At 59.7% G+C, this 15557-nt stretch carries 12 protein-coding genes; 3 read left to right on the top strand and 9 right to left on the bottom strand.

Annotation, left to right across the window (positions count from 1 at the left end; translation table 11 throughout):
• Positions 1–9: 9 nt before the first annotated feature.
• The 8 genes from ACYQ54_RS10710 to ACYQ54_RS10675 all read right to left on the bottom strand — a co-directional run bounded on the left by ACYQ54_RS10710 (position 10) and on the right by ACYQ54_RS10675 (position 8952).
• Positions 10–1608 (bottom strand): glycoside hydrolase family 43 protein, encoded by a 1599-nt coding sequence (locus ACYQ54_RS10710; protein ID WP_460081976.1) that lies wholly within the window; start codon positions 1606–1608, stop codon positions 10–12.
• Complete coding sequence (mgrA, locus tag ACYQ54_RS10705; RefSeq protein WP_460081974.1) at positions 1605–2651, bottom strand: L-glyceraldehyde 3-phosphate reductase; 1047 nt, start codon at positions 2649–2651, stop codon at positions 1605–1607. The genes ACYQ54_RS10710 and mgrA overlap by 4 nt, the downstream gene beginning before the upstream one ends.
• Positions 2652–2662: 11 nt before the next feature.
• Positions 2663–3784 carry a Gfo/Idh/MocA family protein gene (locus tag ACYQ54_RS10700; RefSeq protein ID WP_460081972.1) on the bottom strand — a complete coding sequence of 374 codons (1122 nt, stop codon included), beginning with the start codon at positions 3782–3784 and terminating at the stop codon, positions 2663–2665.
• 9 nt (positions 3785–3793) lie between these two features.
• A complete protein-coding gene (locus ACYQ54_RS10695) occupies positions 3794–4540 on the bottom strand; it encodes a sugar phosphate isomerase/epimerase family protein (protein WP_460081970.1) in 747 nt (248 codons plus the stop codon).
• A gap of 43 nt (positions 4541–4583) precedes the next feature.
• The gene (locus ACYQ54_RS10690) at positions 4584–5675 is read right to left on the bottom strand and encodes an ABC transporter ATP-binding protein (protein WP_460081968.1); all 1092 of its coding nucleotides are present in this window, start codon (positions 5673–5675) and stop codon (positions 4584–4586) included.
• Between the two features lie 11 nt (positions 5676–5686).
• On the bottom strand, positions 5687–6571 hold the full coding sequence (locus tag ACYQ54_RS10685) for a carbohydrate ABC transporter permease (RefSeq protein WP_460084745.1): 885 nt from the start codon (positions 6569–6571) through the stop codon (positions 5687–5689).
• A gap of 107 nt (positions 6572–6678) precedes the next feature.
• Positions 6679–7569, bottom strand: coding sequence for a carbohydrate ABC transporter permease (locus ACYQ54_RS10680; protein ID WP_460081966.1), 891 nt, complete (start codon positions 7567–7569; stop codon positions 6679–6681).
• 147 nt (positions 7570–7716) lie between these two features.
• Positions 7717–8952 carry an ABC transporter substrate-binding protein gene (locus ACYQ54_RS10675; RefSeq protein ID WP_460081965.1) on the bottom strand — a complete coding sequence of 412 codons (1236 nt, stop codon included), beginning with the start codon at positions 8950–8952 and terminating at the stop codon, positions 7717–7719.
• 228 nt (positions 8953–9180) lie between these two features.
• Here ACYQ54_RS10675 and ACYQ54_RS10670 point away from each other — a divergent pair, with 228 nt between their 5' ends.
• The 3 genes from ACYQ54_RS10670 to ACYQ54_RS10660 all read left to right on the top strand — a co-directional run bounded on the left by ACYQ54_RS10670 (position 9181) and on the right by ACYQ54_RS10660 (position 14371).
• A complete protein-coding gene (locus tag ACYQ54_RS10670; RefSeq protein WP_460081963.1) occupies positions 9181–10215 on the top strand; it encodes a LacI family DNA-binding transcriptional regulator in 1035 nt (344 codons plus the stop codon).
• A 446-nt stretch (positions 10216–10661) separates the two neighbouring features.
• Entirely contained in the window at positions 10662–11465 is an 804-nt protein-coding gene (locus ACYQ54_RS10665; protein ID WP_460081961.1) for a PstS family phosphate ABC transporter substrate-binding protein, read from the top strand.
• A 125-nt stretch (positions 11466–11590) separates the two neighbouring features.
• The gene (locus ACYQ54_RS10660) at positions 11591–14371 is read left to right on the top strand and encodes a bifunctional diguanylate cyclase/phosphodiesterase (RefSeq protein ID WP_460081958.1); all 2781 of its coding nucleotides are present in this window, start codon (positions 11591–11593) and stop codon (positions 14369–14371) included.
• Positions 14372–14528: 157 nt separating this feature from the next.
• Here ACYQ54_RS10660 and ACYQ54_RS10655 read toward each other — a convergent pair whose 3' ends face one another.
• Positions 14529–15545, bottom strand: a complete 1017-nt coding sequence (locus ACYQ54_RS10655) for a 2Fe-2S iron-sulfur cluster-binding protein (RefSeq protein ID WP_460081956.1) — start codon at positions 15543–15545, stop codon at positions 14529–14531.
• Between the last annotated feature and the right edge of the window lie 12 nt (positions 15546–15557).

The raw sequence follows: 15557 nt of genomic DNA, 5'->3' as shown, positions 1-15557 counted from the left end.
GGTGTGAACTCACGTGCCTTCCGGTGCATATGAAAATCTGCTGAAATCGGCAGTCTTGCCTTGTCCGGTTATGTCGAAGGCCAACATGCCGACAAAAGCGCCGGTAAAGGATCCATGTTCACCGCGCCCGCCTTCGTCCGAAATCACGCTGGCATCGAGATCCGGCCCGAAGGGTGTCCAGTCGCGGCCCTCTTGACGCCAGAAGAACTGCTGGCCGGCACCGTCGACGTTGACAGCAAGTTCCACCGGCCCGTCGGCAAGCGCGACCGGATCTGCTGGAAACGACATGCGCCCGTCCGGCCAGTCGCCGGGGCAGGAGAGAATCGTCAGGCAGCGGCCGAGCTTTTCCGTCCAGCTGACAGCAAGAAAGTGAAACTTGTGCCGGTTGTAGTAGGTCGTCAATCCGGCGGCCTGCTGATAGGTCGTCGGCGCGAAGTCGGTGAGGGTGGTTTCCACGCGGTAGCTGAGGTGTTCCTGGCGCCGGGCCACGAGCGACTGCTCATACCAGCTGCCGATGCTTTCCCGTCCCGTCAGCCGCAGGGCCGTGCCCGTCAGCGAAAACAGCCGCTCAGGATAGGGCGTGCGCAGCCACTGGAATTCCGGTGGCAAGCTTTCGCTCGTGAAGGTGCGGTCCACCCGTTGAGGTGAACGGGGGGCTGCCGCAGTCAGGCCCGGCACATCAACTTTCGGAACCGTGCTGCCGTCTTCCAGGTAAAGCCAGCCGTCGTCCCGCCATTCGCACTTCTGGATCGCGGTTTCCCGCCCGAGAGGCGAAAACCGTCCGGGTAGCGGCCGGGAACACAGATGCGTGTGATAGACCCCGCCGTCCGGCGTCTCGACGATCTGGCCGTGACCGGCCCGCTGCAGCGGTGCGTCCGGTGTGTCCTTGGCGGTAATGAGATGGGTCTGCGGGTGAAGCTCGTAAGGCCCTTCGATCGACCGGGACCGGGCCATGGTGACGGCATGGTCATAACCGGTACCGCCTTCTGCGACCGTCAGGTAGTACCAGCCGCCGCGTTTATGAAGATGCGGACCTTCCGTCAGACCATGCGGGCTTCCGGAGAAGATCTTCCGGATCTCGCCTTTCAGGCCTTCGGTTTCGGACCATTCCTGCAGCAAGATGCCGTCAAAGGCCGGATGGCGCGGGTGCCCGCCAACGGAATTGGATATGTGGTTCCATTGCAGCACCAGGAACCATTTGCGACCGTCATCGTCATGAAACAGCGACGGGTCGAACCCGTGCGAACTGACATAGATCGGGTCGCTCCACGGCCCCTCGATGGAAGGGGCCGTGACGATGTAGTTGTGAGCGTCCTTGAAATTCCCATCCAGCCGTTTGACGTCGGTATAGACCAGCCAGAACCGCCCGTCCGCATAGGAAAGGCACGGTGCCCAGATGCCGCCGCTGTCCGGATTCCCGCGCATGTCGAGCTGGCTCGCCCGGCTCAGGGGCCGGCAGGCCAGATCCCAGTTGACCAGGTCTTTTGAGCGGTGGATCTGGACGCCCGGATACCACTCGAAGGTCGAGGTGGCGATGAAGTACTCATCGCCCGCCCGGCAGATCGAAGGGTCCGGGTTGAACCCCGGCAGGATGGGATTGCGGATCATTTCCGGCTGGGTCCTTTCCGTTCCGCCGAGGCCGCCCAAAGGTTGACGTCCGCCTCGCGGGTGGTTTCCTCGATAAGCTTCAGCTCGTCCTCGGAGAACTGGAGATTGGCAACCGCTCCGACACAATCCGCCACCTGGCTGCCCCGGCTCGCGCCGATCAGGGCCGTCGTGACCCGGCCCTTGCGCAGCACCCAGGCAAGAGCCATCTGGGCCAGGGTCTGGCCGCGGTTCCCGGCGATGTCGTTCAGCGCACGGATGGTGGCCAGGTTCTCCTCGCTCAGGAACTGGGTCTTCAGCGATTTGCCCTGGTTCGCCCGGCTGTCTTCCGGAATGCCTTTCAGATATTTGCTGGTCAGCATGCCCTGAGCCAGCGGCGAAAAGGCAATGGAGCCGATGCCGAGGTCATCGAGCGTGTCCAGAAGACCGTCTTCCTCGACCCACCGATTGATCATGGAATAGCTCGGCTGATGGATCAGGCACGGTGTGCCCAGGTCCTTCAGGATGGCAGCCGCTTCCCGTGTCCGCTGGGAATTATACGACGAGATGCCGACATAGAGCGCCCGGCCGGACCGCACGATGTGGTCGAGGGCCATCATGGTCTCTTCCAGCGGTGTGTCCGGGTCGAAGCGGTGCGAATAGAAGATATCGACATAGTCGAGCCCCATCCGCTTCAGCGACTGGTCGCAGGAGGCGATCAGGTATTTTCGGCTTCCCCATTCGCCGTAAGGTCCGGGCCACATTTCGTAGCCTGCCTTGGACGAAATGATCATTTCATCCCGGTAAGGTGCGAAATCGGTCCGCAGAAGCTCACCGAAAGCGGTCTCCGCCGATCCCGGCTTCGGCCCATAGTTGTTGGCAAGATCGAAATGGGTGATGCCGAGATCGAAAGCGGTCCGGGCGATTTCCCGTTTCCTGTCGAGCGGTGTGTCATCACCGAAATTGTGCCAGAGGCCGAGCGAGATCACCGGCAATTTCAGGCCGGATTTCCCGCATCGGCGGTATTCCATGGTGTCGTAGCGCGTATCCGCTGCTGTCCAGGTCATATGTTTTCCCGTTAAACTAAAAGGCCCTTTGCCGCCTGCGGGTCCAGGGCTTCCGGACGCTCGCAGGTGGTTTTGATGTCAATGAACGTTCCACTCTCGCCGGAGGCGAGAATCGACGTCATCACATCGACAACATGCAGAGCAAATTCCAAAGAGCAACGGTGTGGCCGGTTTTCCAGGATGCCGAGGGCCATATCCGCCAGACCTGCCGTCCGGTAATTGGCATGTCCGCGGTCGTTCGCCTTGGAGAAAGGATGCTGCCAGGCCTCCGACAACGTCACGAAGCTACCCTTGTCGGTCATGCGCACTTCGCCGCCGAAGAAATTTGGATCCGGCACATGGAGCGTGCCTTCGCGGCCGTAAAGCTCCATGTTGGAATGACCGTGCTGCCAGACGTCCCAGCTCGCGCAATAGGTGATCTGGGCCCCGGAGTGGAACTGCATCACGGCGTGGATCGTCGTTGGTGTTTCCACCTTGATCTTGTCGCCGTAGCGTGGCTGCGAGGTGATGGTGCGGTACTCGGACCCGGAAGAGCTGATGGCACAAACGCGCTTCACCGGACCCAGGAGCTGCACAAGGTTGGAGACGTAGTAGGGCCCGAGATCCAGGATAGGGCCGCCCCCTGGCTGGAAGAAGAAGTCCGGGTTCGGATGCCACATCTCCATGCCCGGACTTTGCACGAAACAGGTGCCGGAGGTCACCTTGCCGATCGCGTCGCTGTCGATCAGGTGCCGGGCGAGCTGGTGCGCACCTCCAAGAAACGTATCCGGTGCCGACCCGACCCGGAGGCCTTTTTCCTTTGCGATCGCGGCAAGGGATTCGCCCTCTTCCAGGCTGAGCACGAACGGCTTTTCGGAATAGACGTGCTTGCCGGCTTCCAGAACGCGCCTGGAGACCTCGTAGTGGACCGCCGGCACCGTCAGATTGACGATAATGTCGATATCGCTTGCTGCCAGAAGGCCGTCGACGGTTTCGGCTCTCAGGCCGAACTCCTCCGCGCGCGCTTTCGCCGCCGCTTCGTTGATATCCGCACAGGCGCGCACCTCGATGCCCTTGAAGAGCGGAGAAAGGCGCATATAGGCGGCCGAAATGTTTCCGCATCCGAGGATGCCGATACCAAGTGTCTTGCTCATGGGGTTACCTCAATAGGTGCGGAAGGCTTCGATGGAGCGGGTTGCGAAACGGTCAAAGTCCGAAGGCTTGTCGTGTTCCATCACGAAAAGATCGACCCCGGCACCCCTGAGCGCTTTCATGATCCCTTTCCAGTCCATGGTTCCCTGGCCGACATCCGCCCAGCCATCTTCCTCCGTACATTCGCCCTCGGGCGCAATGTCCTTCACATGGGCTGTCGTGATGCGGCTGGCATATTTCTCGATCCAGTCGAGCGGGTCCTGGTTGCCGCGCACGATCCAGGCGATATCGGCTTCCCATTCGATGGACGGGGCTGCCTCCATCAGGATGTCCATCGGCAGACGGCCATCGGCACAGACCTTGAATTCGAAGTCGTGATTGTGCCAGCCGAAGCGCAGGCCGGCGTCGCGGATCTTTTGCCCGATGGTTTCCAGGCGTTCGGCGATCGACTGCCACATGGCCGCGTCCGGAATGCGCTGCTCGGGCGGTACGGCGGGAACGAAGATCCGTTCCATGCCCAGGGTCCTGGCGGTGTCGATCACCTTGGCGAGATCGTCCTCGAACTGTTCCATTGGAAAGAAGTGGCCGGACGGCATCTTGAGGCCGTAGGCATCGAGCATGTCGCGGAAGGCTGCCGGGATCTCGTAGTTGCCGCCGAAGCCTTCAACCTGGGTATAGCCGAGTTCGGACAGCCGCTTGAGAACGCCGTCCCACGGGGTGAAGTCGCGTGCGGAATAGAGCTGGAAGGAAATATCCATCTTGAGTGTCCTGAAGTGTGTGCCTGACGTAGAGGAGGCCGGTCTAGAGCCGGGATTCAGTTGTTTTGTCGAAAATATTTGCGCGGGCGGGATCAAAGCCGACCGTGATGGCATCGCCGTGCCGGACATTCGCCTGTCCGTCCATGCGGACCCAGAGTGCCTTGTCGCCGGCGGTGAAGCGGACAAGCGTGTCCGAACCGAGCGGTTCGACCAGTTCCACCTGGCCGTCGAACCGCACAAGCGCCGTGTCAGCCTCCGCGCCGGTGACCATGTGCTCCGGACGGATGCCGAACCAGGCGGAACCGGCTGCCGGGGGACCATCCTGAAAGGCATAGCCATCGAGCGGAAAGGACTTGCCGCCGGTCGAGAACCGGTACTTGCCACCTGTTTCTTCCAGGGTGCCTTCGAAGAAATTCATGGTCGGCGATCCGATGAACTCGGCGACGTATTTGTTGGCGGGTCTGTTGTAGATCTCGTTGGGCGAGGCCAACTGCAGGATCTGGCCACCCCGCATGATCGCGATCCTGTCCGCCAGCGTCATGGCCTCGATCTGGTCGTGGGTGACGTAGATCATGGTGTTGGACAGCTTCTGGTGCAGCTGTTTGATCTCGACCCGCAGATCCGCGCGAAGCTTGGCGTCCAGGTTGGAAAGGGGTTCGTCGAACAGGAAAACGTCCGCGTCGCGCACAAGTGCCCGGCCAATGGCGGCACGCTGGCGCTGGCCACCGGAAAGCGCGGCCGGTTTGCGGTTGAGCAGCGGTTCGATTTGCAGGACCTTTGCCGCCCGGCTGACCCTTTCCTCGATTTCCGCCTTTGGCAGTCCCGCGTTCTTCAGACCGAAGCTGAGGTTCCCTGCAACGGTCATTTGCGGATAAAGCGCATAGGACTGGAACACCATGCCGATGCCGCGCTGGGACGGCTCGGCCCAGGTCACATTGCGCTCACCGATGAAGATCTGACCGCCGGTGACGTCCAGCAACCCGGCAATGCAGTTCAGCAGGGTGGACTTTCCGCAGCCCGAAGAGCCGAGCAGCACGAGAAACTCGCCCTGTCCGACATCCAGGTTGAGATCCTTCAGAACGTCGAGGTTACCGAAACTCAGGGAAAGGTTCTTGATGGAGATGCTTGGTTCCATGGGTTGTCTCGTTAGCCTTTCACCGCACCGGCGGCGATGCCGCGCACGAAGAGTTTTCCGGAGATGAAGTAGATGGTGAGGGGAACGAGGCCTGTCAGAATCGTCGCGGCCATGTTGACGTTGTATTCCTTCACCCCTTGCGTGGAATTGACGATGTTGTTGAGCTGCACCGTCATCGGATAGAGATCCGGCTTGGTGTAGATCACGCCGAACAGGAAGTCGTTCCAGATGCCGGTCACCTGCAGGATCATGGCAACAACGAAGATCGGCAGGCTCATCGGCACCATGATCTGGAAGTAGATCGCCCAGAACCCGGCCCCGTCCACGCGCGCCGCCTTGAACAGTTCCTGCGGTACGGACGCGAAGTAGTTTCGGAACAGCAGCGTCAGGATGGGCATGCCAAAGATGGTGTGCACGATCACCAGACCGGTCAGGCTGCCGTAAAGGCCGATTTCCCGCAGCATGATGACGATCGGATAGATCATCACCTGATAGGGAATGAAGGCTCCGACGATCAGAATTGCGAAGAAGGTTTCCGATCCCTTGAAGCGCCAGTTGGCAAGCGCGTAGCCGTTCACCGAGGCAATCGCGATCGACAGGATCACCGATGGCACCAGGATCTTCACCGAATTGAAGAAGCCGCGTGACAGGCCATCGCAGTTGAGGCCGGTACAGGCTTCCGCCCAGGCTTTCACCCATGGCTGGAACGTGACCTCGACCGGCGGTGCGAAGATATTGCCCAGCCGGATTTCCGGCATGCCCTTCAAGGAGGTGACAATCATCACGTAGAGCGGCAGCAGGTAGTAGAGGCAGACCATGATCAGCGTGCCGTAGATCAGGATGTTCCGGCGGGACAGCGCCTTGCGTGGCTTGCGGCCGGCGGGGCCTTCAACCATGCGGTTGCCGGACGAGGTGCCGTCGCCGTGCCGGAGGGCCCGGTCGGGACCGGTTTCCATCGCGGTATCGTATGTCATGGAGCCTTTCAGGAGGTGGGGGGTCTTGGTCATTTCCGCTTGCCTCCGAATTCGAGGTAGGCCCAGGGCACGACGATGATGATGACCGTGAGCAGCATCATGGTGGAGGCGGCAAAGCCCTGACCGAGATTCTGCGAAAGGAACATGGCGTCGTAGACGTATTTGGCCGGAACTTCGGAGGAGATGCCGGGTCCTCCGCCGGTCTGGGCGACGACCAGGTCGTAGACCTTGATAATGCCGGAGGCGATCAGCACGATCGCGGTGATGAAGATGCCGCGCATCATCGGAATGACGATGAAGAGATAGGTCTTCCACATCGGAATGCCGTCGATCTTGGCGGCCTTCCAGATGTCCTCGTCAATGCCTCGCAGGCCGGCCAGCATCAGGCACATGATCAGCCCGGTTCCCTGCCAAAGGCCGGCGATCAGGATGCCATAGATGACGATCTCGGGATTGTAGAGCGGGTCGAAGTTGAAACTCTCCCAGCCGAGACTGCGCACCACGTGCTGAATGCCGAAGTCGGGATTGAGAATCCACTGCCAGGCCAGACCTGTGACGATGAAGCTGAGCGCGAAGGGATAGAGAAGGATTGTCCTGAACGTGTCCTCGAAGCGGATCTTCTGGTCGAGCAGAGCCGCCAGCATGAAGCCGATCAGCAGCGAGAAAATCAGCGAGAAAGCTCCGTAGATGGCCAGGTTCTCGATGGAAATCAGCCATTTGCTGCTGCTCCACAACCGGTCATACTGGGCAAGCCCGACGAATTTCTCACGCGGCAGGAGCTTGGAGTTGGTGAAGGAATAAAGAACCGTCCAGGCGGTTCCACCGATGAAGACCACCACGGCGGTGATGATCATCGGAATCGCGGCCACCTTGGCGCTGATGTTCCGATGCCACCTCGCGGGGCGCGTAGCTGCGGCCATGCCGAAAACTTCCTTGTCGAGACGTCGTCCAGGGTGATGTCGGGCGATCCCTGCGCGCCGAAGCGCGCAGGGCTGGAGGACGCCGCCCGGCCGCGGCCACCGGAATTCCGGTGACGTGAGGCTCGGACGACGGGGCCTTTGTCGCTGTTAGTCGGCGTTGCCGACGATCGAGGCGAACGTCGCCTGTGCGTCTTCAGCGGACATGGACGGATTGTTGAAGAACTCGACGAAGAGATCGTTCACCTGGGTCAGGCTGTCGGCCGACATCAGCTGGTCCGGAGACTGGATGACATTGCCCTTGGCCAGGATGTCGAGGCCCTTCTTCATGCAGTCGTTTGCAGCCGCCAGATCGACGTCGCCGCGCACGGGCAGCGAGCCTTTCTTCAGGTTGAAGGCGACCTGGGTTTCAGGGGAGAGCATGACCTTCGCCAGTTCGCCCTGTGCTTCGGTGATGGCCGGATCGTCCACTTTCGGGAAGTAGAACGCGTCTCCCCCGGTCATGATGACCTCGTTGACACCGAGGCCGGGCAGGCAGGTGTAGTCCTTGCCGGCAACCTGATCGGCGACCTGGAACTCGCCCTGGGCCCAGTCACCCATGATCTGACCTGCGGCCTTGCCGGTGATGACCATGGTAGTGGCATCGTTCCAGCCCTGAACGTTGGAGTCCTTGGACATGTCACGAGCGGTCGCGGCGGCCTGGAAAACCTTTGCCAGTTCCTCGCTGGCAGCAAGCTCGGCATCCTTCTCGCCGAAGATCTTTGTATAGGCTTCCGGTCCGGCGAGCGCGGTGAGAAGCACCTGGAACGCCAGTGTCGTCTGCCACGGCTGCTGCCCCATGGCGAGCGGCACGATACCTGCCTCTTCAAGCTTCGGTGCGGCGGCGGCGTATTCGTCCCAGTTGGTCGGAACCGCCAGGCCGTTGTCCTCGAACACCTTGTTGTTGAGCCATAGCCACTGCTGTGAGTGGATGTTCACCGGCACGCAAAAGATCCGGCCGTCCAGCGTGCAGCTGTCGAGCAGACTGGAGGGATGGATGACTTCTTTCCAGTTGCCTTCTTCCGCAATGTCCGTGAGGTCGCGCATCAGGCCGGCTTCCACCAGTTCCTCTGCCTGGCGGCCGTGGTTGAACTGTGTTGCGCCCATCGGGTCACCACCGGTGATGCGGCTGATCATGATCGGCCGTGCCGTGCCGCCGGAGCCGGCAATGGCGCCGTCGACCCACTTGTTGCCGGTCGCGTCGAATGCCTTGGCGAATTCAGCGACTGCAGCCGCTTCGCCGCCGGATGTCCACCAATGGGTGACTTCCAGGTCGGTCGCATTGGCGGCCGTTGCTGCGCAAAGGGCGGTGGTTGCTGCAAAAACTGCACGTAGTGCTTTCATCATTTCCTCCCATCGAACGTGATATGTTCGATTGTCCTCACTATGCGGCCTCCACCGCATTTTGTAATCGATTACATTTTATTGTATGCTATATGTAATCGATTACATTCATCATTCTCGGGAAACGGTCGTGTGTCAACCCGGAATGTTGGGTCAGACAGCTTCGAGGGCGAAGCAACAGACTTGGTGACAAGAACCAAGGCAATAACAAGAGAAAAACCGGAGCAGGTCTTGGCCCAGAAAATTGCAAGAATTCAGGATGTTGCCCGGGAAGCAGGCGTGTCGACGGCGACAGTCAGCCGGGCATTGAGCAATCCGGAACTTTTGAGCGAGGGAACACGCGAGACTGTCTTTGCAGCCATCCGGTCCACGGGATATCGGGTCAACCGGGCGGCGCGAAACCTGCGCACCCAGCAGGCAGGCGCCATTCTCGTGCTGGTGCCAAATCTCGGAAACCCGTTCTTTTCCCAGATCCTTGCCGGTATCAGCGCCTCCTTCGGTGACCGCGACTATTCGGTCCTGATTGCCGACACCAGTGGCCACGCGACCAGCGGCAAACATGTCGTCGACTATTTTCTGGATGCCCAGATCGACGGCATGATCTGTCTGGACGGGGCAATCTCCCGCCAGGAACTTCAGCTGTTCGAGGACAACGGCGTTTCCGGCAAGATCGTCTTTGCCTGTGAATGGGCTCATGACGTCCGGTTACCCTCCGTGCGCAGCGACAACGTCCGCGGGGCGCAGCTTGCCGTCCGGCATCTTTACAACCTCGGTCATCGCAAGATCGCCCACATTACGGGCCCGGAGGAAAACGTCCTTACACATGCCCGGCGCGAAGGCATGCTGACGGAGCGCGCAAGGCTGGAACTGCCTGCGCGTGAGGAATGGATCATCCGCGGCGATTTCTCACTGAATTCCGGACGGATGGCGGGCGAGCGAATCCTGAAGATGAATGACCGGCCGACGGCTGTTTTCTGCGCGTCGGACCAGGTAGCCTTCGGTCTGATGTCGACCCTGACCGCTAGCGGCCTGCGCGTACCGGACGACATTTCAGTCGTCGGCTTCGACGATATCGAGCTCTCCGAGTTTTATGTTCCCGCTCTTACGACCGTCCGGCAGGACAGACGGGCTCTCGGAGCCAGGGCCGTCGACCTTTTGCTGGACCGCATCGACACCGCACACGTCACGGAAGAAGCCGCGATGGAGCCGGTCATGGTCGATGTGGACCTGGTCGTCCGGGCCAGCGCGGCTCCGCTGACACCATGAATGCAAATGTTGTCACCGTTCACCTGCGAGCAGGCAAGACAAAACGGCAAATGAACGCGGTTGCAGGCCGGTTGTATCGCAATCTTCTACTCGGAAACGGTGTGAATGTTGGTCAGGCATCTATCTCGCTTGCAGCTTATTTCATGCAATGCGCCGTTACTGGAGTCAGAAAATCCAAAGACGAAGCGTATTGATCTTGCTTTCCTGCAGTTAGGTCATGTGGATCGGTTCTTTGGTTTGGCAAATAGTTTTTCTGGATCGGTAAAATATTCCCACTAGGCAAATATTGCCCGCAGCTGAGCGTATTTTATTTTCCTCGTTATTTTATTTTTATTTCGAAACTTAAATTTTATTACATATTTATTGTAATTTATCTCGGGGGTTTAGTATTTAATTAACTTGAACATGTCACTCTAGATAGTACCGTCAATTTTTGGGTGATAAAAATGCGTAGTTTGGCTTTTGCCTTGGCATTGTCCCTTTGCACTTTTTTCCTACAGACTGACATCGCACCGGCGCAATCTCAGCTAAAGGTTGTCGGCACTGGTGATGGCCTTGAAATGCTTCAGGAAATTGGAGCAGGATTTGTCAAGAGCAATCCCGATATCAACCTTGATATTCCACCCAGTATCGGGTCCGGTGGCGGTATCGCTGCCGTCAGTTCCGGGACAGAGCGGCTGGGGCGGGTCGCCCGCCCGTTGAAGGACAGCGAGGTGGAAAATGGCCTCGTTTATTTGCCGATTGCAAAAATCCCCAGTGCAATCTTCACCCATCCATCCACTGGCATAAAGGAATTGACCAGCGACGAGCTCGTCAAACTCTATTCCGGTGACATCACCAATTGGTCTGAGCTCGGGGGGGCCGATCTGCGCGTCCGTCTTGTCCGGCGCGAAGATGCCGACAGCACTTTGCAGGTTTTGCAGGCGACAATGCCCGGCTGGACGGATCTGCAATTCTCACCACGCTCGAAAACCGCCCTTACCACTCAGGAAGCGATTTCCAGCGCGCGTGAAGTCGAAGGTGCGATTGCCTTCGGACCCTATTCGAAGTCGCTTGAGGAAGGCTTGTCGGTCTTGAAGATCGACGGCCACCACCCGACCGAAGACGGCTACCCGAGTTCAGGGACCCTCGCCCTGATCTACAAGGAAGGCACGCTGGATGAGGAAATGAAAGCCTTCATCGACTTTGCCCAGTCCGGTCAGGCTCACACATTGATCAGCAACTACGGTGGCGTGCCCGTCAGCAACTAACGCAATTGGTCAACATGATACGTCACTCATCCCTCCTCTGGCATTACACATACGGCGCCGTTATTACGGCGGTGTGTGCGTTTGCCGGTCTTATCGGGTTGGTGGCGTTTCAGCTTGAAGACAGCATGCAGCGGCAGGAAGCCGAGCTTCTGGAGCTTTCCCGGTCCCGCCTTCTGGAAACGCTCTCTGCGGACGTGAAACTGGCCGGAACCCGCATGGAGTTCCTGTTTCAGGACAGGCTTCGACGGATAGACGCCCTGTCGGAAAGGGTGGACACCGCCAAGGCCGTTGAATCGCGCAACGTCGTGGCCATGTCGGAGTTGCTCGGCCCGGCGGCGAAACTGGCGGATATGGACGGCATCGTTGTTCTGGATGAGGAGGGCCGTGTGATTGGTGCCTCCTCCTATTCCGCCGATCTTGTCGAACTGGGCTCGAAGATGTCGGGTCTGAGCTTCTTCGGCGAGGTTACCAAGTCGCTGAAAGACAGCTTTCCGGGCCAGAAACTGACCTACACCGGTGTTTTGCCCCGGTCCGAAACAGGTGTCTTTGTGCCCGGAGATCAGGTCAATGAAGTTTCGCAGGTCGTGTTCGTGCCCGTTTTCGACGATTTCGGCTATGTGATCGGCGGGCTTGTCGGGCAGCGCTGGCTGCGACCGGAAGAGCCGCTTCTGGTGGATCTTGCAAAGATCAATTCCTTCGAAATGGCAATCCTTTACGATGGGCAGATCCTTTCCGCCGCGAATTTCTCCGGCAAGCTGCCGGATCTGGCGAGGTCACCTGAAACACCAAACATCACCGTCAGTGGTGCCCATGTCATCGAATGCGGCGTGCCTGTCGCGCCGATGACTGTCTGCGCGCTGACACCTATCGAGGCGCTGACCGAAATCCAGCACAAACTGACGCGCATCGGCACGGAAGAGGAAGCCAAGTTGCTCCGGCGGCTGTTCCTGTTCGGGTTGATTGCGCTGGTGGCTTTTGCGGGGGTCGCCTTCCTCATGTCCCGGCAGATCACCAGGCCGCTGACCAAGATCACCCGGGTGCTGTCCGGCATCGCAACGGGTGATTTTGAAAGCCATGTAGTTGGAACCGAGCGGCTGGACGAAGTCGGTGACATCGCCCGCTCCGTCGTCTCCTTGCAGAAATCGGTGAAGGAACGCGACGCGCTGCGCGAGCGCGTGCACGAGAAGAACTCCATTTTGCGCTCCCAGGAAGCCCAGTTGCGAGAGCAGAACGTGCTGTTCGATGCGGCGCTCAACAACATGTCCCACGGCCTTTGCATGTTCGATGCAGATGGCAGGTTGATCGTGTCGAACCAGCGTTATGCCGAATTGTTCGAAGTTGAGCCGGGCAAGGTGATGCCGGGCATGACGGCTGCCCAGCTTGCGGCGCTGCAGAAGGTGGATGCCGTTGAGACCGGAGACAAGGCGCTGCATGAGGCTCGCCTTTCCGAACACAGGCAGTCCAGCGGTTCGCAAAGCACTGAAATGGTGAAGATCCGCTCGGGCCGGATCGTTCTGACCACACGCCAGCCTTTGGCCGAAGGTGGCTGGGTGGCGATCTCCGAGGATATCACCGAACGGCAGGAGGCGCGCGACCGGCTGGCGTTCCTGGCACGCCACGACCTTTTGACCCAGCTGCCGAACCGTATCGAGTTCCGCGACCAGTTGGACATGCTGTTGAACCAGCAACTGGTCAAGGGGGGCGAGTTCGCCATTCTGTGTCTCGATCTGGACGAGTTCAAAACGGTCAACGACAGTCTTGGGCACCCGATTGGTGACGAGTTGTTGCGACAGGTTGCGGAGCGTCTGCGCACCCTGCTTGGTCGCAAGGATGTTGTGGTTCGCCTGGGCGGCGACGAATTTGCGATCCTCACCGGCCTGCCCTGCAAGCTGCAGGATGTCGAGGAACTGGCTCAGTCGGTCATCTGGGAGATTTCCCAGCCATTCCAGATCACGGATCATGAGATCGTCATCGGTGTCAGTATCGGCATCACCGTTGCCAGGGCCGACGGCACGGCGGGCGACGAATTGTTCAAGCAGGCGGATCTGGCGCTTTACAGGGCCAAGGAAGACGGCCGCAACACCTACCGGTTCTTCGAGAAAGACATGGGCACGGCCGTCAACGACCGGCGCGAACTCATTACAGATCTCAGATCCGCGGTCGCCAATGGCGAACTGGAGCTTTACTTCCAGCCACAATACACGCTCGTGGACGACCGGATTTCAGGCTTCGAGGCTCTGGTGCGCTGGAACCACCCGACACGGGGAATGGTGTCCCCGGCAGACTTCATTCCGCTGGCCGAGGACACGGGCCTGATCACCCAGTTGGGCGAATGGGTTCTGATGGAAGCCTGCCGGATTGCGGCCAAGTGGCCGGATCACCTGAGGATCGCGGTCAACCTGTCTCCCCGTCAGCTGCGTGGCCATGCCTTTGGTCCGGTGCTGATCGAGGCCCTGGTTCAAACGGGGCTCAAAGCAGAACGGCTCGAACTGGAAGTCACCGAAAGCGTGCTTCTTACGGATTCCGAAGACGTTCTGGATTCGCTGCACCAGGCCAAATCATTGGGGGTGAAAGTCTCCATGGACGATTTCGGGACCGGGTATTCCTCACTCAGTTACCTGCGCCGGTTCCCGTTCGACAAGATCAAGATCGACCAGTCCTTTGTCCGGTCGATGGCCTACTCGGACGATTCCATTTCGATCGTGAAAGCGGTTATCGAGCTCGCGAACAACCTCAATATGACCACCACCGCCGAAGGTGTGGAGACCAAGCAGCTTCTCGACATGCTGACCGATATCGGTTGTACCGAGGCGCAGGGGTATTATCTCGGCAGGCCGATGCCGGTCACGTGTACCGAAGAGCTGATCTTTGCCGGGGAACGCACGCTGACGACGGCGGCTCAGTAATCTTCCGAAGCTCCGCCCCGTTCGACCGGACCGGGATCAGAGGATTCCGGACGTCAGCGCCTTTCAGCGGGTGCTCAAGCACTCCCGGTTGAACGTACTTCCAGCAAGTCCCTGACCCAGGGCCCTGACCCAGGGCCCGGACTTCAGCACTCGATCTTCAGCCTGCAGAAGCAGAGGTGAAGGGGGCGGACGCTTTCCGGATCAGGTTGCCGGCTAGAGCCAGCAGGCCGTTGTCTTGTTCCGCCACGAAGAAGGGGTCGGCATAGAACGTCGCTCCGGCGTTCAGCGCGATTTCCCGCATGGCGTCGACATGAGACGGCGCGCCTGCGGAATAGACGACATGATCAGGTGTCAGCGGGCCGGCCAGTTCGTGCGGGCGGGCCTTTCTCACTGTCTCGTCGTCACCGTCGCTTGCTGTCAGGGTGATCGGAATGCCGCGGCTCTGCAGCCAGCGGACTGCATCACGCATGTAGATCCCGTCCCTTGTTCTCGACCCGGCGACAATGCGGATTTCACGGCCGGTCTGGCCCAGGCTCGCGGCAACGGCAATCGACCAGATCGGTGCGAAACCGGTACCGGTGGAGGTCAGCAGGATCGGGTTCGGCTGCCGCCGCAGGAACGCATTGCCGAACGGACCGCGCAGCTTGACGGCATGTCCCTTGGCAATCTCCTTGCCCAATTTCGAGGAAACGACGCTGTCCGGATAGACCTTGATGTGAAACACAAGGACATTTTCTTCCGCATCCAGGTTGAGCGGGGTTGTGGGGCTATAGTCGCGCGGCGGATACCCGGCAAAGGTCGCACGCAGATATTGCCCCGGCAGCCAGGGCACGGGACGAACCGTCTTGACCCGGACTTCCAGGTACCCGTCCTTGATCGGCCGGACGCTTTCCACCGTTCCCTTCGTGGTCTTCACCAGCGGCACCGGGTCATAGGCGATCTCGGCATCCCCTACCAGGACCGACAGGCATCCGAGCACAGTGTCCTTTTCCCGGGTTCCCATGTCGTCGATCTGCCCGCTCAGGACGCGTACCCGGCAGGTTTCGCATTGGCCGGAACAGCAATCGTGCGGAATGACGAGACGTCCACCGAGGCCGGCGTCGATCAGCGTATCGCCGACATTGGCCTTGATGGCCTTCCCGTTGATGGTGACCGTGCAGGTGCTTTTCGACATGGGTGATTACAT

The organism is Roseibium sp. LAB1 (assembly GCF_054658235.1).
This window is presented reverse-complemented; position numbering and strand designations above follow the sequence as displayed.

Excerpts from the sequence above, each read along its gene's own strand:
- ACYQ54_RS10685 (WP_460084745.1), bottom strand. The coding sequence starts at position 6,571 with ATGGTTGAAGGCCCCGCCGGCCGCAAGCCACGCAAGGCGCTGTCCCGC.
- ACYQ54_RS10700 (WP_460081972.1), bottom strand. The coding sequence starts at position 3,784 with ATGAGCAAGACACTTGGTATCGGCATCCTCGGATGCGGAAACATTTCG.
- ACYQ54_RS10655 (WP_460081956.1), bottom strand. The coding sequence starts at position 15,545 with ATGTCGAAAAGCACCTGCACGGTCACCATCAACGGGAAGGCCATCAAG.
- ACYQ54_RS10710 (WP_460081976.1), bottom strand. The coding sequence starts at position 1,608 with ATGATCCGCAATCCCATCCTGCCGGGGTTCAACCCGGACCCTTCGATC.
- ACYQ54_RS10675 (WP_460081965.1), bottom strand. The coding sequence starts at position 8,952 with ATGATGAAAGCACTACGTGCAGTTTTTGCAGCAACCACCGCCCTTTGC.
- ACYQ54_RS10680 (WP_460081966.1), bottom strand. The coding sequence starts at position 7,569 with ATGGCCGCAGCTACGCGCCCCGCGAGGTGGCATCGGAACATCAGCGCC.
- mgrA (WP_460081974.1), bottom strand. The coding sequence starts at position 2,651 with ATGACCTGGACAGCAGCGGATACGCGCTACGACACCATGGAATACCGC.
- ACYQ54_RS10690 (WP_460081968.1), bottom strand. The coding sequence starts at position 5,675 with ATGGAACCAAGCATCTCCATCAAGAACCTTTCCCTGAGTTTCGGTAAC.
- ACYQ54_RS10660 (WP_460081958.1), top strand. The coding sequence starts at position 11,591 with ATGCAGCGGCAGGAAGCCGAGCTTCTGGAGCTTTCCCGGTCCCGCCTT.
- ACYQ54_RS10695 (WP_460081970.1), bottom strand. The coding sequence starts at position 4,540 with ATGGATATTTCCTTCCAGCTCTATTCCGCACGCGACTTCACCCCGTGG.
- ACYQ54_RS10665 (WP_460081961.1), top strand. The coding sequence starts at position 10,662 with ATGCGTAGTTTGGCTTTTGCCTTGGCATTGTCCCTTTGCACTTTTTTC.